The sequence below is a fragment of the Streptomyces sp. NBC_00096 genome (assembly GCF_045041305.1).
In the GTDB taxonomy this organism is placed as follows: Bacteria; Actinomycetota; Actinomycetes; order Streptomycetales; family Streptomycetaceae; genus Streptomyces.
On sequence record NZ_CP108221.1, the window covers coordinates 865024 to 890433 of the forward strand.

At 69.9% G+C, this 25410-nt stretch carries 10 protein-coding genes; 4 read left to right on the forward strand and 6 right to left on the reverse strand.

Translation table 11 applies throughout. The annotated features are described in order from the left end of the window. The first annotated feature begins 214 nt into the window (after positions 1–214). Genes OG904_RS03830 through OG904_RS03840 form a run of 3 tightly spaced genes read left to right on the forward strand, consistent with a single transcriptional unit; the run spans position 215 to position 14054 of the window. Positions 215–2056, forward strand: a complete 1842-nt coding sequence (locus tag OG904_RS03830; RefSeq protein WP_405487353.1) for a fatty acyl-AMP ligase — start codon at positions 215–217, stop codon at positions 2054–2056. Continuing rightward, complete coding sequence (gene fabD, locus OG904_RS03835) at positions 2053–9417, forward strand: ACP S-malonyltransferase (protein WP_405487355.1); 7365 nt, start codon at positions 2053–2055, stop codon at positions 9415–9417. The genes OG904_RS03830 and fabD overlap by 4 nt, the downstream gene beginning before the upstream one ends. Then, complete coding sequence (locus OG904_RS03840; RefSeq protein WP_405487357.1) at positions 9414–14054, forward strand: beta-ketoacyl synthase N-terminal-like domain-containing protein; 4641 nt, start codon at positions 9414–9416, stop codon at positions 14052–14054. The genes fabD and OG904_RS03840 overlap by 4 nt, the downstream gene beginning before the upstream one ends. A 26-nt stretch (positions 14055–14080) precedes the next feature. On the opposite strand, the gene OG904_RS03845 is transcribed toward OG904_RS03840, so the two are convergent. Then, on the reverse strand, positions 14081–15115 hold the full coding sequence (locus tag OG904_RS03845; RefSeq protein WP_405487359.1) for an amidohydrolase family protein: 1035 nt from the start codon (positions 15113–15115) through the stop codon (positions 14081–14083). Between the two features lie 113 nt (positions 15116–15228). Here OG904_RS03845 and OG904_RS03850 point away from each other — a divergent pair, with 113 nt between their 5' ends. Further along, a complete protein-coding gene (locus OG904_RS03850; protein ID WP_405487361.1) occupies positions 15229–16812 on the forward strand; it encodes a bifunctional 3-(3-hydroxy-phenyl)propionate/3-hydroxycinnamic acid hydroxylase in 1584 nt (527 codons plus the stop codon). A gap of 292 nt (positions 16813–17104) precedes the next feature. Here the strand turns inward: OG904_RS03850 and OG904_RS03855 are convergent, their stop codons facing one another. From OG904_RS03855 to OG904_RS03875, 5 genes are all read right to left on the reverse strand, one after another. Continuing rightward, positions 17105–17299: a hypothetical protein gene (locus OG904_RS03855; RefSeq protein ID WP_405487363.1), complete on the reverse strand. Its 195-nt coding sequence runs from the start codon at positions 17297–17299 to the stop codon at positions 17105–17107. After that, entirely contained in the window at positions 17296–18474 is a 1179-nt protein-coding gene (locus OG904_RS03860; protein ID WP_405487365.1) for a helix-turn-helix domain-containing protein, read from the reverse strand. The genes OG904_RS03855 and OG904_RS03860 overlap by 4 nt, the downstream gene beginning before the upstream one ends. A gap of 69 nt (positions 18475–18543) precedes the next feature. Further along, a complete protein-coding gene (locus OG904_RS03865) occupies positions 18544–19047 on the reverse strand; it encodes a hypothetical protein (protein WP_405487367.1) in 504 nt (167 codons plus the stop codon). A 395-nt stretch (positions 19048–19442) separates the two neighbouring features. Further along, a complete protein-coding gene (locus OG904_RS03870; RefSeq protein WP_330299398.1) occupies positions 19443–20282 on the reverse strand; it encodes a hypothetical protein in 840 nt (279 codons plus the stop codon). Next, complete coding sequence (locus OG904_RS03875; RefSeq protein ID WP_405487369.1) at positions 20279–24982, reverse strand: AAA domain-containing protein; 4704 nt, start codon at positions 24980–24982, stop codon at positions 20279–20281. The genes OG904_RS03870 and OG904_RS03875 overlap by 4 nt, the downstream gene beginning before the upstream one ends. Positions 24983–25410: the final 428 nt, after the last annotated feature.

Sequence of the window (25410 nt, forward strand, 5' to 3'; positions counted from 1 at the left end):
ACGAAGCACGCAAAGAGGGTCGGCACCGTACCACCGATTCCGACAAGGAAATTTCCAGTGGGACCTGTTCGATTCGTGCGGTCCGTTCGGTCTGTTCGGGCCGTTCGTTCTCGATTCGCCGTTGGCCGACCCGCGCCGTGTCCTCCGCCGCGGGCACGCGTTGGTGATCACGACCGATGATCGTGAATCCACTGCGACGAGGAGAGTCCGGACCGTGTCCGCTTCCCTGCCCGAACCGTCCGGTGCCGCCGCCGGGGATTCGGCCCGTTCCGCCCTGCCGCCGCACCATCCCGTAGCGCGGCTGCGCCGGCTCGCGCAGGACAGACCGCACGACATCGCCTACCGGTTCGTCGGCACCCGCGGCGGGACCGTCGATGAACCGCTCACCTGGACGTACGCCGAACTGGACCGCCGGGTCCGCGCCGTCGCCGCCGAACTCCGGTCACGGTGCGCGCCCTTGAGCCGAGCGGCCCTGGTGTGCCCGCAGGGTCCGCAGTACGTCACGGCCTTCCTTGCCTGCCTTTACGCGGGCGTCGTCGCCGTCCCCCTCTGCGAGGCCGACTCGGTCTGGGGCGCCGACCGGCTGTCGTCGGTGCTGCCCCATGCCGGCGTCCGCGTGGTGCTCACCGACGAGGCCGGTGAAGCGGACGTCCGCCGCCTGCTGGCCGACGACCCGCGGCTCGCGGGGTACGAGGTGATCCGGACCGACGAGGTGCCCGATGAGAGGTCCGGCGGCGGGCAGCCCGTCGACCTGCTTCCGGGAACGGTCGCCTACCTCCAGTACACCTCCGGATCGACCTCCGCACCGCGCGGCGTGCAGATCACCCACGGCAACATCGCACGGGCCGTGGCCCAGGTGAACGCCGCCTTCCGGGTCGACCGGTTGAGCGTCGCCGTCAGCTGGCTGCCGCTCTACCACGACCTCGGGTTGATGCTCGGCGTACTGGGACCGCTGGGTGCGGGCGCCACGTGCGTCCTGATGGGGCCGACCGACTTCGTCCGCAGGCCGTTGACCTACCTCAGGGCGATCGACCGGTGGCGCGGCACCATCACGTCCGGACCGTGCTTCAACCTCGACCTGTGCGTGAACCGGGTACGCGGAGCGGACTTGGACGACCTCGACCTGTCCAGTCTGCGGGTCCTGGGCAACGGCGGTGAGCAGGTCCGGGCGTCGACCCTGCGCCGCTTCTCCGAGCACTTCGCCCGGTGCGGCTTCCACCCCGAGGCGCACACACCTTCCTACGGGCTCGCGGAGGCCACCCTCGTGGTCACCGCAGCGCCCGTGGACGAGGAGCCCCGCGTGCTGCCCTGCGACCGGGAGGCGTTGGCCCGCGGACACGCGGTCGCCGCGGACACGTGCACGGCGCCCGAGCAGGTCGTGGAACTGGTCAGCTGCGGCGTGCCCGTGGACCAGCGCGTGTGCGTAACCGACCCGGCCGGCCATGTCCTGCCCGACCGTCGGGTCGGTGAGATCTGGACCTGCGGCGGGAACGTCAGCCCCGGCTACGCCGGAGGCGCCACCGGAACCGGGACCTTCCACGACCGGCCCAGGGATGCGGGCGTCGACTCGGACGGCGCCTGGCTGCGCACCGGCGACCTCGGATTCCTGACGGACGGCCACATGTACGTGACCGGACGGGTCAAGGACGTCGTTATCATCAATGGGCGCAACCACTGGCCCAACGATCTGGAGGCCACCGTCGGGGACGCCGTCCCCGCCTTCCGGCCGAACCGGATCTCCGCTTTCCGGTTCGACGTCACAGGCCGCGAACGCCTGGTCATGGTCGCCGAGGTGGATCCCAGGGCCGTACGCGACGCGGAGTTGACGGACACCAGCGTGGAGCACGCCGTGCGCACGGCATTGATGGTGAAGCACGGCGTGGAACTGCACGAACTGGTTCCCGTACAACCCGGAAGCCTGCCCCTGACCAGCAGTGGCAAGCTGCGCCGAAGCGCGTGCCGAGAAGCATACGAATCGGGCGGGCTGGTGCGGTCGGCCGTTCTCGCCCAGCCCCTTCCCGAACCCCGAACACATCATCGGAGCAGTCAGCAGTGATCGCGCTTTTGTTCCCGGGGCAGGGCTCCCAGCACCGTGGCATGGGCGGGGAGCTCTTCGCGCGGTTCCCGGACCTCACCGCCCGGGCCGATGACATCCTCGGATACTCCATCGCGGGGCTGTGCCTGAGCGACCCGGACGGCCGACTCGACGACACCCTCTACACCCAGCCCGCACTGTACGTCGTCAACTCCCTCGCCCACCGGGACTGGTCGGAGCGGCACGACAACCCGCCCGACTTCCTGGCAGGCCACAGTCTCGGGGAGTACAACGCCCTCGAAGCCGCCGGTGTCTTCGACTTCGAGGGCGGCCTACGACTGGTGCAGAAGCGTGCCGAGCTCATGGCCCTGGCCGCCGGTGGTGGTATGGCCGTGGTCATCGGTCTCGGCGCGGACGGCATCGCCGACGTCCTGGCCCGGTGCGGAGGCGACGACATCGACGTCGCCAACTACAACACCGCCGAACAGCTGGTGATCTCCGGCCCTGCCGAGAGCATCACCCGCGTCGTCCCGCACCTGGTGACGGCCGGCGCCAACTGCCTCCCGCTGCCGGTGAGCGGCGCGTTCCACTCCCGCTACATGGGTGACGCGGCGACGGCGTTCGCCGACTTCGTCACGGGATTCGAACTGGCGCCGCCGCGGATTCCGGTGATCGCCAACACCACCGCCGCGCCCCACGGCCGGGACATCGGCGCCGAATTGGCACGGCAGATCACCGCCCCCGTGCGCTGGACCGATTCGGTGCGCCACCTGCTCGACGCGGGAGTGGACGACTTCCAGCAGGTCGGACCGGGTACGGCGGTCACGGGAATGGTCCGGGCCATTCGAGCGCAGCCGACGCGCCCGCGGCCCGCCCCGGTACGACAGCCGCAGGACGACGAGGCGTACGTACGCCTCCTCGAACGCGACCTCCTGCACGACGTGCGGGAGATGCTGGGGGCCACCGGCCGGGAGAGCGGGGGGAGCACTGCGGTCACCTCGACGGCGGCGCTCGCCGCACTCGGCTTCGGTTCCCTCCAGCTCATCGAGTTCTCCTGTCGGCTCAGCGATCACCTGGGAACCGACGTGGCACCGTCGGTCTTCTTCGAGCACCACACCGTGGGCGCGCTCGCCCGCCACCTGGTGTCCGCACATCGCGACCGGATGCCGCACCTGTACCCGGCCGAGTCGACGGCCGAAGACCCGTCGCCGACCGCCGACGCAGCCGCGCCCGCGCATCCCGTGCCGCCGACCGCCCACGGGCCGGCATCGGCCGTGGCGACGGACGAGCCGATCGCGGTGATCGGCATCAGCGGCGTGTTCCCGGGTGCCGATGATCTCCGCGGGTTCTGGGAGAACCTGATCGCCGGACACGACGCTGTCGGCGAGGTCCCCGCCGACCGCTGGGACTGGCGGTCGCCCGACGGCGGCCCCGCCACTCCTTCTGAGCAGGCGGCACCACGGCGATGGGGTGCCTTCCTCCGCGACGCGGCCGCCTTCGACTGCTCCTTCTTCGACATCTCCCCCGCCGAGGCCCTGCTGATGGACCCTCAGCAACGGCTGTTCCTGCAAACCGTCTGGCACGCGGTGGAGAACGCGGGCTACCGGCCGTCCGCCCTGGCCGGCAGCCGCACCGGGGTCTTCGCCGGCGTCAGCGGCATGGACTACGTCGAGGCGCTGACCGCCGCCGGCACGCCGGTCGAGGCCCTCACGGCGACCGGGCTGGCGCACTCGGTGCTCGCCAACCGCGTCTCGTACCTGTTGGGGCTGCACGGCCCCAGCGAGCCGGTGGACACCGCCTGCTCGTCCTCCTTGGTGGCCGTGCACCGGGCCGTCCGCAGCATCCGACTCGGTGAATGCGACCAGGCCGTCGCCGGAGGGGTCAACGTCCTCGCCGGGCCGAGTGCTTTCGTCTCCTTCGCCCAGGCCGGAATGCTCGCCCCGGACGGCCGCTGCAAGGCCTTCGACGCACGGGCCGACGGATACGTACGCGGTGAAGGCGTCGCCGCCGTGCTCCTCAAGCCGCTCGCCCGGGCCGAAGCCGACGGGGACACAATCCACGCGGTCATCCGGGGCAGCGCCGTCGGGCACGGCGGCCGCACGGCCTCGCTCACCGCCCCGAGCCCGGACCGCCAGGCCGACGTGATCGTCGCGGCCTGGCGGCAGTCCGGTCTGGACCCGTCCACCGCCGGGCTGATCGAGGCCCACGGAACCGGCACCGAGCTCGGTGACCCGGTCGAGATCGAAGGCCTGCGACAAGCGTTCCGCACGCTGTACGACGACTGGGGTCTGGCCGATGCAGACGAGCCGCACTGCGGCATCGGCTCGGTGAAGACCTCCATCGGCCACCTGGAGGCCGCCGCGGGCATGGCGGGCCTGGTCAAGGCGATCCTCGCGGTCCAATGCGGCCGCCTGCCGGCCCTGCGCGGCTTCACCGCACCCAACCCGCACCTCCGGCTGGCCGGTTCCCCCTTCCGCCTCCTGAACCGGACCCGCGCCTGGCCCCGTCCAGTCGGGGCGGAGGGCCGCTCGCTGCCCCGCCGGGCCGGGATCAGCTCGTTCGGCTTCGGCGGCGTCAACGCCCACGTGGTCTTGGAGGAGTACCTTCCGGCGACTCCGGTACCACGGCCACGGCTGGATGGCCGGGCTCACATCGTGCCGTTGTCCGCCCGTTCCGCCGAGCGGCTACGGGCCCAGGCCGAGCAGCTCGCCGCCCGCCTGGGTGACACCCCGGCACCCGACGAAGCCCCGGCGTACGGCCTCCTGGGCCCTGCGGACCTCCCGGACCTCGCGGCCACCCTGCAGACCGGGCGGGAAGCCATGCCGTACCGGCTGGCGGTCGTCGCACGGAACCTCGCGGAACTGCGCGCCGGTCTCGAAAGCTTCTGTCGCGACGACGCCGGGGCCCGGGGCGTCCATACCGGCGTCGCCACGGACGCCCTCGCCGACCTCGGAGCGGACCCGCCGGGTGCCGCCTACCTCGCCGAGCTCGCCGCGGGCGGCGGACTCGACCGACTCGCCCGGTTGTGGACCGCGGGTGTCGCGCTGGACTGGGCCGCGCTGCGACCGGCATGGCCGTACCGCCGGATGCCCCTGCCCGGCTACCCCTTCGAGCCGCGCCGGTTCTGGCCCCGGCAGCAGCTGAGCAGCTCGCCCGCCCTGCCACCACAGGGCCACGCGGCCACGCTGCCGGGCTCGGGTCAGCGCGCCGGCACGGTGGACGCCGTGCCCTCCCCTTCGGCACACACCGAGATCGCCGAGGAGCTGCTCGACGAGTTCGCCGGAGTGCTGAAATGGGACCGGACCGAGATCGGCGTGGACACTCCGTTCGAGCGACTGGGCCTGGACTCCATCACGGTGCTCCAGCTACGCAAGCGCCTGGAGCACCGGTACGGCCCGTTGTCCGCCACGGTCTTCTACACGTACAAGAACCTCCGCGATCTGGCCTCCTACCTGGCCCGGCACTCCGCCCCCGCCCCCATGACGGTCGATACCCCCTCCTCGCGGACCGTGCCGACGGCGACGCGCGGCGAACCGTCCTCGTCGGGCCTCGACATCGCCATCGTCGGCATGAGCGGCCGTTACCCCGGTTCCCGCACCGTCACCGGGTTCTGGCGCAATCTCCTGAACGGCGTCGATTCCGTGGGCGAGATCCCCCTGGACCGTCCGGGCTTCCGCCGGTACGCCGAACTCGCGAGGGAGCGCCACGGCGACGACTGGCCGCGATGGGGCGGCTTCCTGGACGACGTCGACGCCTTCGACGCCACGTTCTTCCACATCGCACCCGTGGAGGCCCGGTTCCTCGATCCACAGCAACGGCTGTTCATCGAGACGGCGTGGGAGTGCGTCGAGGACGCCGGCCACACACCGGCCTCCCTCGCCGATCCCGCGGCGGGTGACCGGCGGGCGCCGGTCGGGGTGTTCTGCGGCCTCACGTACAACAACTACCAGCTCTTCGGCGCCGGGGCGGTCGCCCGCGGGGAGTGGGTGACGGTCGAGTCCCAGACGTTCTCCGCGGCGAACCGGGTGTCCTACCTGATGAACCTCGGCGGTCCCAGCCTCACCGTCGACACCGCCTGCTCCTCGTCCCTGTACGCGGTACACCTCGCTTGCGAGAGCATCCGGCGCGGTGAGTGCGACGCGGCGATCGCCGGAGGGGTCAACCTCTCCCTCCACCCGACGAAGTACATGATGCTCCAGGACGCGGGGTTCCTCGCGAGCGACGGCCGGTGCCGGGCCTTCGGCGCGGGCGGCGACGGCTATGTCCCGGCCGAGGGGGTCGGCGCCGTGCTGCTCAAGCCGCTCCGGCAGGCGCTGATCGACAACGACCACATCTACGCGGTCATCAAGGGTTCGGCGGTCAACAGCGACGGCCGGACCTTCGGCTACAGCGTCCCCAACCCCGTCGCGCAGACCGAAGTGATCCAGGCGGCCCTGAGGTCGGCGGGCATCAGCGCGGACACCATCGGCTACGTCGAGGCCCACGGCACCGGCACCAGCCTCGGCGACCCCATCGAGATGCGCGCGCTCGCCGACGCGTACGCCCCTTCCACCAGGGTCGGTCAGTACTGCGCCGTCGGCTCGGTGAAGTCCAACATCGGCCATGCGGAAGCGGCGGCCGGCATCGCCCAGCTGACCAAGACCGCGCTACAGCTCCGGTACCGCACGCTGGTCCCGACGCTGCTGCACTCGGACCGCACCAACCCCGAGATCCCCTTCGAGGACACTCCTTTCAAGGTCCAGGCAGTACGCGGCCCGTGGGATCCGATGAGCGGGCCGGACGGTACGCCGCTGCCGCACCGGGCCGGCATCAGCTCCTTCGGCGCGGGCGGCGTCAACGTCCATGTCGTACTGGAGGAGGCACCCGAGCAGACGCCCCGGCGTCGGAGCGAGCGCCGCCCCCGCGTCCTCGTGCTGTCCGCCGACGACGAGGCCGCACTGCGGCGGTACGCCGAGCGGCTGCGGGTGTTCCTGGCCGACGGCGGCAACGGTCCCGACGGCGGGAGGGACGAAGCCGACGCTCTCCTCGACCTGGCCTACACCCTGCAGTGCGGACGGAGCGCCCTGCCGCACCGGTTGGCGTTCGTCGCCGCCGACCGGAAGGAAGCGGTCTCCGCCCTCCGCGCCTACCTGGAGGACGGCTCCCCGTCCGACAGCGCCGTCGGACACCCGGTGGTGCACAGGGGGGTCGCACCGCGCGGACCCCGACCGGAAACGGCTTCCGGCGAGCCGGCCCGTCTCGCGGAACTCGGGAAGTGGGACGACATCGCCCGCGCGTGGACGCAGGGCACCTCGTGGGACTGGCACGAGATGTACACGGCGGACGAGAGCCCGCGCCGGACACCCGCTCCGGTCTACCCGTTCAGCCGCGACCGGTACTGGCTCGACGACGCCGGGCCGGACGGCTCGACTGCGACGGAACCCGACGGCGGCCGGGACACCGGCACCCTCGCCGAGCTGGCCGTCCTACCGGAGAGCGAGCGGCGCTCCTTCCTCGTGGAGCGGCTCCGTGGGGAGCTGGGTCGGCTGCTCCAGTACGCCCCGGGAACCCTTCCCGATCCCGACCGCGGTTTCATCGAACTCGGCCTGGAGTCGATCTTCGCCGTCCAGCTCGCCGCCCGGATCGAGGAGGAGCTCGGCGTACCGATGTACGCGACGGTCACGTTCGACTACCCGACCGTCGGGGAACTGGCCGGATTCCTGCTGGAGAAGATCGGCTCGGTCCCCCTTCCCCCTGTGGTGACCACGGCACCCGCCGTGGGGCCGTCCTCCGTCATCGAGAGCCCGGAAGCCGGGTTCGAGAAGATGTTCTACGAGGGGATCTGGGACGCGGATCCCCTGCCGGACCCGGCGGGCGCCCCCGTCGCCTGGCCGACCGGGGCGGTGGTCTTCGACCGGGACGGGACGCTCGCCGCGGCGCTGGCCCGACGGCAGCGGGAGCTGGGCTCGGACACTCCGGTGATCCTGGTCCGGCCGGGCGAGGAGTACGGCCGCACCGGAGACGACGAGTACGTCGTGCGGCCGGGGCAGGACGCGGACTGCGCACGGCTGGTGGCGGACCTCGCCGCCCGACCGGGCGGCGTGCCCAGGGTCTTCGTCCACCGCTGGGCGTCCGGTGCCGGCATGACCGCCCCGACTCCCGACGCACACCCCGACGCACAGCTCGACGCACAGCTCGACGTCGGTATCCGCTCGGTTTTCCCGTTGGCCCGCTCTCTGGCCACTCTCCCCGACCCGGTGCGGCTGCTGCTGCTCGACGAGTACGCCGAAGCCGAGGGACCGCAGCCCCTGGTGGAGGCCTTCGGCGGGTTCGCCCGCTGCGTACGGCACGAAAGCCCCCGGCTGATCTGCCAGTCGTTGGCCGTGGCCGGGGAGACGGCGGATGCGCTGCCCGGACTCGCACGGGTGATCGAGGCGTGCGGCGGCGAGCTCGGTGTGCCGGAACCTCCCGCCGAGGTCCGCCACGCTCCCGGCGGCCGCCTCGTCCGGCGGATGCGGAGGCTTCGCCCGGCGGCCGGTGACCGGCAGGCGGGCCGGCTCGCCCCCAAGGGCACCTACCTGATCACCGGCGGTCACGGGGCACTGGGAATGGCCTTCGCCGAGCACATCGCCCGGCGCGCTCCCGGCTGCACCCTCGTCCTTGCCGCCAGGTCGGCACCCGGGCCCGGCCAGCGGGAGGCGATCGACAGGATCGCCGCGACCGGCGCCACAGTCGAACACATCCGAGCGGACATGGGCCGAGAGGACGACGTACGCCGCCTGCTGGAGCAGGTACGAAGCCGGCACGGCGGACTCGGCGGCGTCATCCATGCGGCAGGACACATCCAGGACGCGCTGTTGTCCGGCAAGACCGCCGAGGACGTGGACGAGGTGCTCGCCGGGAAGCTCGCCGGCGCCGTCCACCTCGATGCCCTCACCCAAGGTGACGAACTGGACTTCTTCATGACCTTCTCGTCGCTCACCTCCCTCACCGGCAACGCCGGGCAGAGCGACTACGGCTACGCCAGCGCCTTCCTCACCGCTTTCGCCCGACGCCGCGAGGAGCTGCGCGCCCGCGGTGAACGCAGCGGCCGCAGCATCGCATTGATCTGGCCGTACATGAGGGACGGCGGGATGCGGGTGGACGCGGCGACCGAGGGATACCTGCTGCGCCGCCACGGCCTGGCCCCCGTGGACACCGACCTGGCCACCGAAGCGTTCGACCTCTCCCTCGCCACCGGCACACCGGAGTTCGGCGTGCTGTACGCGGATCTCGGCAGGCTCGCCCGGACGCTCCCGATCCTGAGCGCCGTGGACGCCGCGGGGCAGGGCGCGACGGAGGAGGGCTTCGGGGACGACCTCGATATCGCGCTGAGCGACGAGCTGAAGGAACTGGGACTGTGACGCAGCGCCAGAACGATCTGCTGGAGCGGTCGTTGACGGCCATCCGCACCCTGCGCGCCGAGCTCGAACAGGAGCGATCGGCCAGACAGCAACCGATCGCCGTCGTGGGCATGGCCTGTCGGCTGCCCGGCGGCGCGGACTCGCCGGAGCGCTTGTGGGAACTGCTGGAACGCGGCGTCGACGCCGTCGGCGACGTCCCCGCCGGCCGATGGCCCACGCAGCTGTACCACTCGGCCGACCCCCAGGCTCCGGGCCGGACGTACACCAGCAGAGGCGGATTCCTGACCGAGGACGTCGACGCCTTCGACGCGGACCTGTTCGGCATCCCGGCACAGGAAGCGGCGCAGATGGATCCGCAGCACCGTCTGCTGCTGGAGACGAGCTGGGAGGCGATGGAAAGAGGCGGGCTCCTCGTCGAAGGGCCGGCGCCGCGGAGAGTCGGCGTGTTCGTCGGGATGTCGGGCTCCGACCACTCCCGGGTGCCCGTCCCGCCCACGGAGGTCGGTCCGTTCACCGCCACCGGCATCGCCCCGAGCATCGCCGCCGGCCGGATCGCCCACACGCTGGGGCTGCGCGGACCGGCACTCGTCATCGACACGGCGTGTTCGTCCTCGCTGGTGGCCGTCCATCTGGCGCTGCGGAGCCTGCGCCTCGGGGAGTGCGACGCCGTCCTCGCCGGCGGGGTCAACCTGCTGCTCGCGCCCGAACCGTACGTCGCTCTGTGCAAGATGGGCGCGTTGTCGCCCACCGGCCGGTGCCGTCCCTTCGACGCCGCCGCCGACGGCTACGTCCGGGCCGAGGGGTGCGGCATGGTCGCGCTCATGCGGCTGTCCGACGCCCGCGCGGTCCGGGCTCCCGTACTGGCCGTGATCCGCGGCTCCGCGGTCAACCACGACGGGAAGTCCGGTGGCGTGACCGTGCCCAGCGAACGTGCTCAGCGGGAGCTGCTGCGCGAGGCGCTGCGGGACGCCGGGGTCGACCCGCACGAGGTGGGATACCTGGAGACCCATGGCACCGGAACACCGCTCGGCGATCCGATCGAGTTCCGCGCCGCCGCCGACGTCCTCTGCCGGGACCGGCCCGCCTCGCATCCCCTGGTCCTCGGCGCGCTGAAGTCCGCCATCGGTCATCTGGAACCGGCCGCCGGTGTCGCGGGGCTGATCAAAGCCGTGCAGGTGCTGCGGCACGGCCGGATCCCGGGCAACCTCCACCTGGAGGAGCCCAACCCACGTCTGGGCGCAGCCGGCCGCGCGGTGATCCTGCCCGACCGGTCGCTGCCCTGGCCGGCAGGCAAGGGCTCGCGGATCGCGGGGGTGAGCTCCTTCGGCTTCAGCGGCACCAATGCCCACGTGGTCCTGGAAGACGCCGAGACCACTGCCCCGGAGCAGCGCGCCGCCGCCCTGCGATCGCCGCACGGGGCACACGTACTGCCGCTGTCCGCAGCCGACCCCGACGCACTGGGCGACCTCGTGCGTCGTCTCGCGGACTGGGTCTGTGCCCACCCCGAGGCGGATCCGGCCGATATCGCCCACACCCTTGGGACCCGCCGCCGACACTTCCCTTACCGGGCTGCGCTGGTGACCACCGCCTCGGGCGTCGAACTCGGCGTAGAACTCCAGGAAATGACGGATCGGCTCGTACCGGACCGGCCGCGCCGCGCCGGTCGGCACACGGCCCTGTTCCTGCACGCCGACCTCGTCCAGGCGGCGGAGCACACCACCGAGCTGTACGCGATGAGCCCGGGTTTCCGCGCCGCGCACGAGGAGTGCCTCACCCGGTTGCAGGCCACCGCGGCCGCAGGGGCCGCCGCGGCATGGGATCCGCGCACGACGGCTGACCGGGACCGGACGTCCCGGCTCGAACCGCTCGTGGCCGACGTGCTCCGCTTCACCTATCAACTCGCGCTTGCCCGCCTCCTTGCCGATCGGTGGGGCATCGTCCCCGCCGCGGTGGGCGGTAGCGGCGTCGGTGCGCTGGCTGCCGCCTGCTTCGCCGGGATCATGGACGTACCGGACGCCGGGGCGTACCTCGCGGCCCGCCGCGGGGCGGGCCCGCGGCCCACGGCCTCCCTCGCACAGCCCAGGCTGCGCTTCATCCCCGGCCCCGGGGCGGCGGCGAACGGCGGACGACCGACCGATCCCGGCTTCTGGCTCTCCGAAGAGGCTCGACCGGGCGCCGGGCCGGACGGGGAGCCGCATGCCGTCCGTGTGGTACTCGCCCCCCTTGCGGACAGCGGTTACGGAACCTTCATCACCGTCGGCCCGGCCGCGGACACGGAGGCGGCCGAGGCGGCCGACACCCTGTGGTGGAGCATCACCCGCGCGACCGCGAGCGACCGGGCCCCGAGTGACGCCGGGAGCGGCCCGAGCCTGTGGACCCGGCTGCTCGAAGGGCTCGCCTCGGCCTATCGGGCGGGGGCCGAGGTGACCTGGGACGGGATCCACGACGGTGAGCGTCCCGCCTGTCTCACGTTGCCCACCTACCCCTTCCGGCGCACCCGACATGCCCCGCCGGTGCCACGGGCCGAGAGTTTCCGAGCCGCCGTCCATCGAACGGACGGTGCCTCCCCTTTGGCGCCGAGTCCGACGGCGCTCACGCTCGTACGGTCCCCACTGCCGAGCCACCAGTTCGAGACCGTTCTCAGTCGGCGGCGGCTGCCCGCGCTCGCCGACACGGCCGGGGTCCTGCACCTGGGCTATTACCACGACATGCTGACCTCGGTCGCCCACGAGCTGGGCGGGGCCCCGGCGTACGAGCTGCGCGACGTGGTGTTCGCACAGGTTCTGCGGTTCGCCGACGAGCGCCGTACGGTGCAGATCGTCGTCGAGGGCGGTGACCGGACCGGTGGGCACGAGCAGGGCGGCTGGCGGTCCTTCACCGTGCACAGCGTCGCCGACGGAGAGTCGCGATGGAGCAGGCACGTGTACGGCGAGTTCCGCACCCGTCCCTCCCTGGTGGGGCCCGAACTGCCCGAGGAGGAGCGCCGGGCGCTGCGCGCACGCCTGCCCGTTCACTCCTCGGGCGACGACTTCTACCGCGGCCTGCGCGGGCGTGGTGTGGCGCTGGGCGGTTCCGTCATGTGCGTCGAGGAAGCCTGGTCGGGCGACGGCGAAGTACTTGCCCGGCTGCGGGGCGCCGGGGCGGACGGGCCCGAGGCGCGACTGAATCCCGGCCTCTTCGACGCCTGCGCCCAGCTGTATGTCCTGGCCGGTGGTGAACGACTCTCCGTCGATGCCGCGTTCATCACCGCCTCTCTGGGCCGGTTCGGTCTCGACAACACCCCCGATGCCGGAGCCGAGCCGCTGTGGGCGCACTTCAAGCTGACCGAGCCGGTGGACGGGCAGAGCCTCGTGGGCGGTTACCGGCTCTTCGACCACGCGGGACGCCTGCTGGCCGAATGCCACGAAGCCGAGGTACGACTCCTGCCCCCTGACGTGGTCGCCGGTCCCCTCGTGAACGAGCAGACACCGCGACGCCCCGATACGGTGCGGCGGCTGCGGCGGGCCACGCCGGACGAAAAGCCTGAAATCCTCCTCGCGTACGTGACCGGCGTACTGCCCGGCCTGATCACCGTGGACGCTCAGGACATGAGCGAGCATTCCCTTTCCGACCTCGGCCTCGACTCGCTCGGCACTCTTCGACTGCGCCAGCTGCTGTTCGCGGATCTCGGCGCCGACGTCCCGCTGGACGTACTGCTGGGTGGCCCCACGGTGGGTGATCTGGCCACCCTGTTGGCAGGCTTGCCGGCCTTCCGGTCGGTTCCCGGATCCGTTGGCCCGGCCGACGCCCGGGACCAGGCGTCCGTCGGGGAACGGCACTCGGTCCCGGTGGCCCGGGACCCGGCCCGGTGGCTTCTGCACCACCGGCTCAGCCGGAGCCCCCGGGTGCGGTTGTTCTGCCTCCCGTACGGCGGACGCGGCGCGTCCGTCTTCCGCACCTGGGCGGACGGGCTGCCGGACGACATCGACGTCTGCCCGGTGCAGCTCCCGGGCCGGGAGAACCGTTGGCAGGAGCACCCGTTGGAGGACTGCGGGGAGGCCGTCGGGCTCCTGGCCGAGGCACTGGCCCCCTACACCGACCGCCCCTTCGCCTTCTACGGCCACAGCATGGGCGCGCTGCTGGCCTACCGGCTCGCCCACGAGTTCGGCACCGTCCGTGGCGGGCCGCTGCGTCATCTCTTCGTCGCGGCGTACACCTCACCCTCACTCGGGCCCAATCCCCTGGCGACCCGGGTCGCGAAGGCCTACGGGTCCCTCGGGTACTCGGCATGGCCGTCCCCCACCGAGCTGCTGGACGCGTTCGGGGGAGATTCCGAGGAACTCGCCCGCGCCGTGCGGGAGTCCCTCGGCGGGGAAGCCGGGCAGCAGCTTCTCGGTGTGCTGGATCCCGTCGGCTGTGCCGACCTTCGCATCGTCCACGGGTACACGCCCTCGACCGCGGATGCGGACCTCGATGCACCCGTCACCGCGCTGCACGGGCTCCGGGACCCGCTGGTCGGCGAGGAGGGCATGAGCGCATGGAAAGAAGTGACCCACGGCGAGTTCCGGCTGGAGACGTTCTCCGGCGACCACTACTTCTGCCATCCGGACCAGCAACGGCCCGCCGTGCTCTCCCTGCTCCGCGAGAGGCTCTCGTGAACCTCGTCTCGCAGGGGAAAGCCGCTTCACCGGGCGCCGGGCTGAACGAGCTTGAACAGCAGCCGGGCAGCGGTCCGTTGAGCCGCGCGCGCCAGGTTCGCCCTGGGCGCCGGGACCGGCGTCGCGCCAAGGCGTGCGAAGAGGGCCTCGGCATTGGTGTGGTTGACGGCCGTCAGGGTCTCCGGTTCGACGGAGGTGTCGAGGCCGGCGGTGAAGTACTGACCGGCGGGGGTGGGGGCAAAGGGCCAGTCGCTGCCGAACAGAACGTGCCCGGGGCGGGCGAAGGCCAGCAGCGTGGGCAAGGCGGCGGGGCTGGACGAGAGCGCGGTGTCGAAGTAGAAGCCGCGGAGGTCGTCCAGAACGTCGAGGGGGCTCCTCCCGGTGTCGTTCGCGATGGCGACCGCCATGCGGTGGGAGGCGTAGGGCACGAAGCCGCCGGCGTGGCCGAGGATGAAACGGATGCCGGGGTAGCGGCGGACGATGCCGTTGCGTACGAGGAGGTACGCGGCCCGGGTGGTGTCCAGGAGGAAGTCCGCGGCGAACGGCGGAATGCCGTCGACGGCCGGAGCCGGGAGGTCGGCCGGGTGGACCAGAACGACGGCGCCCCGCTCGTTCAGGGTGCGCCACAGGGCGCCCTGGCCGTGCACGCCGAGGTAGGTGCCCCGGTTGTTGGCGAGCAGGGTGACACCGTCGGCGCCCAGTTCGTCCAGCGCCCGCTCGGCCTCGGCCGCGGAGGCGGCGGCGTCCGGCATGGGCAGCGTGGCGAACCAGCCGAGGCGGCCGGGGTGGTCGGCGGGGAGCGAAGCGCAGAAGTCGTTGAGCTGACGGGCGAGTTCGGCCGCCTTGTCGGGGTCGAACAGGAAGCCGACGCCCGGTGTGGACACGGACAGGAAGGCGGTGGCGGTGCCCAGCAGATCCATGAGTTCCAAGGCCGCCTCGGGGCTCCAGTCGGGCAGGGCACGACCGCCCGCCTCGGCGATGCCCGCCTTGGCGAGGAGGTCGCGGTAGAAGGGCGGGAGGAGATGCTGGTGGACGTCGACGCGACGGGGTGAACCGGCCATGGTGCTGCCTCCGGTACGAGGGTGGCGGGACGACTGCCGCATACGCGCCAACAGCCGCAAATGCGTTACAAGGCGGGTGAATTCATCTTAGGGGTATCGAATGAGGTGGCCTGGTGAGTGAGGTGAATGCCGAGGACGGCGCGTACGACGTCGCCGTCATCGGGTACGGGCCCACGGGGGTCACGGCCGCGAACCTGCTGGGTGCAATGGGCCTGAGGGTCGTCGTCATCGAGCGCGACGGCGAGGTCTACTCCCGCGCCCGCGCCATCTCCACCGACGAGGAGGTGCTGCGGATCTGGCAGCGTGTCGGACTGGCCGAGCGGCTGAAGCAGGACATGCTCGCCGACCGGCCCGTGGAGTTCGTGGACAGGCGTGGCCGTACCTTCGTCCGCGCCTGCCCCACCCGGCGCGGGCACGGCCATCCGCCGCAGATGTTCCTCTACCAGCCCGCGTTGGAGCGGGTGCTGCGCGAGGGCGTGACGCGCTACCCCGGCGTGAAGGTGCTGCTGCGACACGAGTGCCGGTACGTGCTTCAGGACGCGGAAGGCGTCGACCTGATGGTGGCCTCCGCCGACAACTCCGTACGACGCCTGCGCACCTCCTACGTGATCGCCGCCGACGGCGGCTCCAGCGCCACCCGGGCACAGCTCGAAGTAGGCTACGAGGGGCAGACGTTCGAGGACCGCTGGGTCGTCGTCGACACCGAGATGCTGAAGCCGTGGCCGGACCACGACCGGCTGCGCTTCCGCTGCGACCCGGCCCGGCCGGCGGTGGACTGCCCGACGCCGCTGGGCCACCACCGTTGGGAGTTCCCCGTCCTGCCGGCCGACGACGAGAAGCACCTGACGACGGACCACGCGATCTACGAGCTCGTGTCCCGGTACGGGATCGGCCAGGACAGCATCCGGATCCAGCGGGCCGCCGTGTACAGCCACCACGTCCGCTGCGCCGCCCGTTTCCGGGTGAGCCGGGTCTTCCTGGCCGGTGACGCCGCACACGCGATGCCGCCGTGGATCGGCCAGGGCATGGCCGCTGGGGTGCGCGACGTGGCCAACCTGTGCTGGAAGCTGGACGCCGTGCTGCGGGAACAACTGCCGGAGTCGGTCCTGGACAGCTACGAGGCCGAGCGCAAGCCTCACGTCAAAGAGGTCACCAGGCGAGCGGTGTTCGTCGGCCGGATCATCACGGAACGGCGGCGCCCGGTCACCTGGCTGCGGGACACCGTACTCCCGGTCCTCAACCGCGTGCCGGGCTTCGCCCAGTGGCTGCAGGACTCCCACTGGATTCCCGTCGCCCGCTACGACACCGGGCTCCAGGCCCACCCCCGCACCCCCGCGTCCGGCTGCCAGATCCCGCAGCCTCGGGTGACCGCACCCGACGGGTCGGTCGTACGGCTGGACGACGCGCTCCATGGCGGTTGGCTGCTGCTGCACGCACGGACAGCCGCACCCCAGCCCCAGTGGGACGTCCCCTCCCTGACGATCACACCCGCCGGCTCCCGACCGGCGGAAGGCACCCTCGTCGACAGCGACGACGTCCTGCTGCCCTGGCTCGACCGACGCCGCGCGGCCACCCTCGCCCTGCGGCCCGACGCCTACGTCTATGCCGCCGCCCCGGCGGGCGCCCGCCTCCCACCGCCACCCCCCGGTTTCGCCCCCGCACCACGCACGGCCGCCAAGACCCGTTCGGCGGGGTGACGCGGCGCCGGTCCGGACACATCCGCCTTCCGCTACGGTGCGCAGCGTCGCGCCGGGCAGGGACCAGGCACCAAGATCCGGACCATTCGCGGACCAGGCACTGAGAACTTGGCCCTGCATCGGCCATTCCCGCTGGTCAGCCGCAGGGTGGCTCCTGTACCACCAGCAGACGAAGAACCTGCTGGCAGTCAGTCGACAATGGAGTAGAGCCTTGCCAGCGGTTCGACTGATCCTGATTGTGCCAGCCGATGCACCCCTCCCTATCGGCCCATCGCGGTCCAGCGCCAATGGGTCAGACTTCCGGCATCACAGCGTGAGTCGGTGATGTCATCAAGATCGGATCGAAGGTGCAGGTGATGTCGATATCTGGCCGTACGTACAGCGGCGGCACCGCAGTGCCCGTCATTCGCTGGCTGGCGCTCGCAGCGTAAACGCCGGCCGTTGCCAGGCAGCATTCGAGGGCGCCTGCCGGATCGCGTTCCTTCACCCTCGAAGCGGAGCGCCATGTAGGCCGGAACGCCGAGAGGACAGACGAGCAGGGGCCGCCGTTGAACCTGCAGACCCGGAAGTCGGCGAGCCGACGGTGGACAGATGCCGCTTGGAAGTGGAAACGGTCTGCTGTCCACCGCCAGCAACGGTTGTAAGGGTGAGGCCGAACAGAAGTCTGTTCATCTCCTCGCCAGTCAGCCCCACTTCCGCCGCGACTGTGGAAGGCCGAACACCCTTCGCTCGCAATGCTGCGAAGACCTTGGTCAGCACCTGCGACGTCTCCCGCTGCCCCATGCCCTCGGGTTCGGCAGAACGGAATCCCAACCGACTCAGTTCCGCGCATGTTGACCTGTACTGCCAATCTGTAAGCAGGCCAAGATCGTGCATGCGGTACGTCAGGGCCATGGCAGAAACCTTCCAGATCCGCTTGCCGCGAATGATCTGGTCAACATGCGCGCCCGACGGCATGTGGCCCAGGACGCTCGCCCTGGGCATGAGGAACGCGGATGCGAAGGCGTTTGCCTGCCGTTCGGCATCAGGCCCCGAGCAGGCATGCTCGCTGCCGTGCATCACTAGGTGCCCGAGTTCGTGCGCAGCGTCAAAGCGGCCGCGTTCGGCCGACTTGAGGGTGTTGAGGAACACGAAGGGCACGCCGTCACGCCACACCGCGAACGCGTCGACCTCAGCGTGGTCGGGGTCCAGGGAGAACACTCGCACCCCATGGGCCTCCAGAAGGTGCACCATATTCGGAGCCGGTGCCTCGCCCAGCTCCCAGCGGGTGCGGACCATTCCGGCGGCCGTTTCCGGGTCCGGCTTGCCCAGGGATGGCACGTCCACAACTGGAAGGCGGAAGCTTTCGGCGATCCAGTCGTAGAGCGTCGCACCGAGCGTTCCTGCCGCACGGGCGGCATCCAGCACCCGTGGCGAAGCCTTACTGCGCGCCCGCCACGAAATCCCGTCGGCAGGGAGTTCCTCTAGCGGCGGCCCCTGGAAGAAGGCGGCGGGGAAGTCCAGGGCAGAGGCCAGCTTGTTCAGGGTGCCAGCCCGGGGAGCGGTTCGTCCCGTCTCGTAGTTCGACAGACTTTGCATCGAGACCCCTGCTCGGTCCGACAGCTCGGCCAGGGTCAACCCCCTGCGCTTGCGTGCTAGGGCGATACGGGACGGGGTCACCATGTGGGGGCTGCCTCAGCTATCGGTGGTACTTGGTGGGGGCGGTGGACTCCGCCGCCCCCACCAACGGACTCAGCGGAAATCGACAGGGATGTCGATCTCCCCAGGCCCATCATCGTTCAAGGGTTCGATTCCGTCCATCGTGAGTGCGGGAAGCGGAATCCGACTTCCCCATTCGACCACAAATCCATCCACGAACCCCTTAGGCCGCGACAGTTCGCAGTCGATACGCACCGCGTCTCCGACCTGCGTGCGGTACGACAACAGAAACCACGTTTTCAGCGCACAGGCTTCCTCTTCGCTGAGCGACACACCCCCGGGCCCCGCGCCAGCCACGAACAGAGCGGTCTGGACGTGCGCCGCTCCCTCGCCCTCGTTGGCGCGAGTGACCTGCCCGGTGGCTGCGCCCCGGCGACGCCCGTTCTTCGGGAACAGGCTCGCCTGACCGGTGGCCGCATCACCGACCATGACGCCCACCGCTATCGACCGGTCGGCGTTGCAAACTAGCTCCAGCCGGCCGTGCACGAGTCGCGCCCACCCCTCGTGCTCGATATGCAGCTCCCGGACGGTGCGCACGTGCGCCTCATAGGCTCGCCGCCCCCCGGTCCCCGTTGGGTCGTTGGGGACTGCGGTTCGCCGTGCCGCTTCGCCCGCACGTAGCACTTCATGCAGGTACTCCAACCTGGTCCCCATTCCACCAAGTTGAGCCCGTACATCATCGGACTCCGCAGGGGACGTTGACAGGGAGAATGGCAAGAAGACCTCCGGTAGGCGGCAGTTGAGTTACGGAGACCCTACCGCAAGCGGGGGGCCATTTTTATAAGATACTCGCGATCTCGGACGGAGTCGGCAGCATCAATCCGACTGTGACGGCCTCCACTTGACGCACTCGCTCAACCGTGCGCGACGCCAACGGCTTCCGACGGACGGCCCACCTGTACTAGGCCAGCTCCCAGCCCGAGAGGCGAAACCTAGTGGGGGTGTGTGGCCGCGAGGTCGTTGAGAGCCCCGTTGACGACCCACCATGAGACGTTGAGGGTGTCGCGGTCAGGTTTGTGCTCCTCGCGATACTCGCGGTGAGGGTGGACGAAGTTGCGGTAGTCACGCAAGGTGTGGCTGTAGCTCGTGGTGTCCGCGTCGATCCATCGCGCCTGTGTGCAGATGTCGATCAGCTCCCCCAGGCCGATGCGCTTGAGGTCCCGTCGGGTCAGCAGCGAAGCGTCGCGTTCCTGAATGACTGTAAGGAGAACGCCTTCGAGCAGGGACCCGAGCATGATGACCGCGGCGATGTGGGCTCCGTTGGCGAAGCACGTGCGGGCTTCGTCGAGGCGGTGCTGCAGGAGCTGCGCCATACGCTCATCGGCGATGACATCGGCCATGGTGGCCTTCAGCTCGACGGGGGCCTGCTCCCCGGGGTGTCCGAGTGCGGGGTCGCAGGCAACCAGACGGGGACGTCCACCGGGGTTCTCCAGACGCAGGCCCTCGTGGACGAGGAAGATGTTGACCGCCTGGAGGACCTTGGCCAGTTGGTGGGGTTCCTCGTAGTACTCACGGGCATCGGCGAGGCGCAGCAGGACCTGGTCGATGGCCACGCTGTCGGCGCGGCGTTCGGTGAGACGGTCAAGGGTCCATTCGCTGCGGGACTCACCGTCGAAGTCGAGGACGTTGAGCCAGCCGGCATTCTCGAAGAAGCGTGTCAGGTCGCGCGTACCGCGGTAGTAGAGGTGGTCGTCGCCGCAGATGATGCGCGCCAGCTCCTTGATGGTGTTGGTGTCCAGGGTGCGGGTGCCGTTCTCCGGTGCATAGGTCATGCGCTCTGCTCCAGTTCCTCTGGGTCGTCGTCCCCGCCGTAGCCGGAGAAGTCGCTTAGGTCTGTGGGGCTGCTGATCTGGACGTCCCGCGATGAGGTGCTGTCGGAAACGGCAGGCGGCTCGCCGTAGTCGGCGTCATAGGCTTCGTCGCCGTCGGGTGCCTCGTCCTCCTCGTCGTGATCCGGACCGGATAGGTCGAGGGGGCTCCAGGCGGGCGATTCTTCGGGCGCTGTTGTTGGGAGCGTGTATTCGGCAGGATGGATGTCCAGGCGTTTCAGTTCGGACCACAGCCCAGTGAGCGCCTCGTCCGGGTCGAAGCGGAACTCGCTCTCGGGGATGCGGTAGAACTCCCAGCCCACCCTGCGCAGTTCTCGGTCGCGCTGGTGGTCGCGTTCGATCTGTTCACGGGTGGTGTCGTGGAAGTAGGCGCCGTCGCACTCCACGGCAAGACGTCCGCGGGCGCCGACGACAACGAGGTCGATCTTCTTGGTGCCGGCTGGATACTGCGGCAGGACGTGGTAACCGCGGTCCTTGAGCCGGAGATAGACCTCTTGCTCGAACATCGACTGGAACGGTGCTTGCACGGCATCGGGGGATACGAAGCCGATGTCATGCACGGCGGAGAGGGCAGCCGGCGGGTTGTGCATGTAGGTGATCAGGTTCAGGCGCATGTCGTTGGGCTTGAGGCGGTCCACCGGCACTGAATGGAACAGCCACATCTGGTCCTGGGCGCGGCTGGCGGCCACGTTGTACGCCTGCTGTTCGCTACGGGCGCCGCCTGCGATCTTCGGTGGGTCGGTCACCACCATGGACAGCAGGATGACGTGGCGCTCGTCGCCCTGGAACGAGGCGGCGTTGCCTACCTGGATGCGATGGTGTTGCCGGACAGCGGGGGCGATGCGCTGCTCGATCAAGGCCTGGATGTATTTGGTCTGGCCGTGGCCTTGCAGGACGATCACACCGATCGTCTTGTCGCGGTAGGCCGCATCCTCGGTCATGCTCTCAAGGGTGTCGACGATGGCTTCGGCTTCCCTCGGGTTGTGGATCCGAACCTCGCGGCCGACCGTTGCCGCGTCCTCGACGTAGGTGACACGCAGGGGGTCCAACCGTTCGCCCCCGTACTGGCGGAGCGGCAGAAGGGAGTGGTCGTAGAAGTTGGCCGACGACCAGTTGATGATCTCCGGGACGCAGCGGAAATGTTCATCCAGGCGGATGACTTCTGGGAAGAACGAGCTGAGCAGGCCGTAGAGGTTGGTGTGCGGCATGTACAGCTCGCGGACGCCGGAGGGCATGTCGTGGAGATAGGCGGCGAGTTTGTCGCGGATGGCCTGGTGACGGCCGAAGCCCGTGGATGGTGGTGAGCACTGCTTGTCGTCACCGACGACGATGACGCGCGGCGCGAGCCACAGCAGGAAGAGGGCGTCCATGCTGGCCTGACTTGCTTCGTCGACGATGACGACGTCGAAGCTGTTGTGGCCGGTCTGCACCATTTCGGCGACGTCCGCGATGGGCATGACCCAGGCGGGTACGGCGCCCTGGGCTACCCGCATCCGTTCCTTGGCGGCAGCGCGCAGCCGGTCGGCGCTGCGGCCCGTACCGCGGCCGAGGCTGGACATGTGGGTTTGGTACATCTGCAGGGCCGACCGCTGTTCGGGGGTCATGTTCCTCAGGCAGTGCAGCCGGCCCCAGGTCGCGGCAAGTTCACCGGTGATCTCCTCCAGCAGGCTCTCCTGCTGGCCGAGTTCCGTGTCCAGCCTCTGTTCCAAGCCGGGCGTGCGGCGAATAGCGACGAACTGCGCGGCTCTGGCCCATGCCCAGGCACGCTCGATCTGGGCCAGTTGTTCGTCCCACTGCGGGTCATGGGCTTCTTCCAGCAGGTGGGCGGCGAGCACGGGGTGGGCGGTGCGAATTTGGTCGAGCAGGTGTCGGCAGCGGCTCCGGCGTGCATCGCGTTGATGTGCGGCGTACAGGGCGTCGATGGCTGTGATGTAGCCGGCTGAGTCCTGTTCGCGCAGCGCGGCCGACAGGGCACGTGCCTCTGGGGCTGGCTGTTGTCCGTCCTCGGTAGCACTCAGGTACCGGTCCCAGGAGGCGAGCTGGGCAAGCGCTTCGTCAGCGGCACGCCTGTGGGCAAGGGCGCCTGCCGCGTGCGTGAGGACCTGCCAGGCGGTTCGCGTGGTCAGAGCGAGCCTGACCCTCTGGCCGACGAGGATCCGGTCGATGCTTTCCCTCGCCTGCGCAAAGGCGGAAATGTGCTTCAACTGCTTCTGACGATGGTCCAGTTCCGCAAGGAGAACTTCGAGGTCTCCTTCGGGTAGAGATGCCTTCACCTGCTTCCAGCGCACCGCAACGACGTCCAGGGCGATGTGGGCTCGCAGGTACGCCAGGACGTGCTTCAAGTCATCTACGGTGCGCGGACTCTGACCGTCGATGGTGCAAAGAGTCAGGAGGTCATGGGCGTTCTTCTGCTCGCGTGAGGCGAGCGGCATGAACCGCTCTCGCACATGTGGCTGGCCCTTGGCCTGCAGATGCTTGAGGAGGTCCTGCCCGGAACTAGCCATGCTTCCGGCTTTCTGGACATCGAGGCCGTCGGGCAGGTGCACGCGCCGCACTCCGACCGAGTCGAGTGCGTTGCGCGCCTGGGTGATGTATTCAGCGGTGTCCTCGACTCGTTTCCACAGCAGTGTCTGAGGGTGTGTCAGGCGCTCGGTGAGTGCCTGGCTCTCCCACCAGTCTTCCTCCCAGCGGGACGGGTCCGCTGGAAGACCGAGGTAGTGCAGCGCAGTCGCCGCGCTGTCCAGATGACCTGCGATGTCATCGGTCAACGAGGGGTCCAACCCGGCGAGGACGTCGCGTAACTGCAGGGTCTGTTCGTCCAGGCCGTGCGATGTCAGGCGGCTCGCGGCGAAGGTCTCGTCAACCAGGTCAGAGGACGGCAGCTCCTCGACAGAGGGCAGTACACCGCCGGTACGGGGTTCACCCGCGCCTTCTCGCAGCAGCACCAGCAGTTCCTGAGCCTGCTGAGCCGACAGCGGCGGCTCTTCGGGCACATTGTCGGCCAGGGCGCCGATCCAGCTCAGTGACGGCTTGTGGTCCTGGACTCGCTGCACGATCTCGGCCAGTGTGCCGGCGTAGCCGGGTGCCACCCCTTGGTGGCGGTACTCCTGCTCACGTACCGACAACAGCTGGTCGGTGAGGGTGCCGATGCGGCCCTGGATGTCCAGGCGCCGTCTGGTCAAGTGGGTGATCTCCGCCTGCAGGGTCTCGGCATCCGTGCTGGCCACCTGCTTGGTCAGCGCTGTCACGGTCCGTTCCAGTTCGCTGGTGCCGTTGTTGCTGCGGGTGGAACTCAGCAGCAACACGCACAGGTCCCTGACGGGCTTGGGAAGTTTGTCGCGCAGTACGGCGAGCGGCTGGTCACGGGCGCTGGTGACCAGGACCCGCTGGCCCTCTGCGAGAAGAGCCGACACCAGGTTGGCGATCGTGTGCGTCTTGCCCGTGCCCGGCGGGCCCTGCACGACCACACCGGTGTCCCTCTGCAGACGGCGCAGCACCCTGCGCTGCTGCTCATTCGTCTTGCCTGGAAAGAGCGGATCACCCTGAAAGAGCGGAGCCTGCCGCAGCCCATGGCCGTCCCAGGCCGCGCGCTCCTCGGTGCTCAGGCCGTCCAAGACCATCTGGGCCAGGCCGAGGGGCGCGTACTCCTCCGCTGCGATGGTCTCCGCGATCTTCCCGTACAGGCGCAGCAGGGCGTTCAAATTCCGAGGCCGCATCACCAAGGCGGGTGCGTACGTCACCCGCGAAACGGGCTCGGGCGACCCTGGCGGCTGCCATCGAGCACTGAAGGCGATCCGGTGCTGGTACGCGCGGTCTTGCCACTTGGACAGCAACTCGAGCGCGTCTGGGTCCAGTGGGTGCACAGCACTGGCAGCGATGTCATCGCCCAGGACCGCGGACTGCTCCCGGATCCAGCCGTCCCCGGAGTCCAGGAAGTCCTGATCTTCCAGGCGCATTGCCCCTTCCGCCGACAGCCGCACCGTCACCTCGGCGGTCCCGCGGTGCACTGAGGTCTCCACGCGCTGGACAAGCAGATGCCGGTGTACCGCGTCCGGCCCCGGCTTGTCCCACGTCAGCAGGCCCACCGCCAAGACCAACTCGACCCGGTCGTCCTCCAGCGCGAGCCTCTGATGCCAGGCGTAGACCATGTCGTACAAGGCGCGCAGTGGCTGCTCACGTCGTTCCTTCTGCGCCCACGTCCGCCAGCGGTTCAGCCACGGCCCGTATACGCGCAGCACCTCGGGCGCCTCATCCCGAGCTATAACGGCCGGCTCGTCATCCCGGAGTGTTCCCGCCGGGACCGGCAGCCTGCTGTGGGCCGGCCCTTCGTCGGCCAGCGGAGGGTCTTCTGCGTCGGGGTCCAAGCACGCCAGCGGGTCGATCCAGCCTTCCAGGAGTTCTGGGAGATCCGGCGGCGGCTCCTGCGGAACATGCTTGAGCTGTAGGAGCACGCCGTCCTCACGGACACCGGGCTTACGGATTTGGGCGGGCAGATCCGAGAGCCACAGCCGGTCCTTCCCACGGCTACGGTCATCTCGCTGGCGCTGATGGCTGCTGCGCACCATCTCCTGCAGGAAGTTCACCAGCCCCGTGGTCCTGGTCAGGACATCCGGATCTGCGGCATGACGGCGTAAGGCGTTCATCGTTTCCCCCTCCGTGTGGTGACGAACGTTCCAGGATGAGGTAGCGACCTGCTTACGTACCCGTGCTTCACGCAGGATGACTGAATTCCGATAGCGGACCGTGAATCTTTGATGGCTGAAAGTGACTCACTGTCGGACTCATGGATGCGTAGGCGAGATCCAAGCGTGCACGTGCACACGGCTTCGCCATGCGTGAGGCATGGACCCCGCGCGTGAGGAAGGCGGCTCGATATGGCCTCGGTCAGCCTCTTCCAAGACCGGCGCCGTGACGTGAACTCGCCTACCCAAGAGGCTTGAGGAAGCCTCCAGCCCGGAGGGGACGATTCCGATCTGGACAGACATGCGTGCCGCGGCCTGGTGGGCGCGACAGATCGGCCGACACCCAGCGGTTCCCACGGAAGCCGGCTAAGCAGCTCGGCACCAGCCCC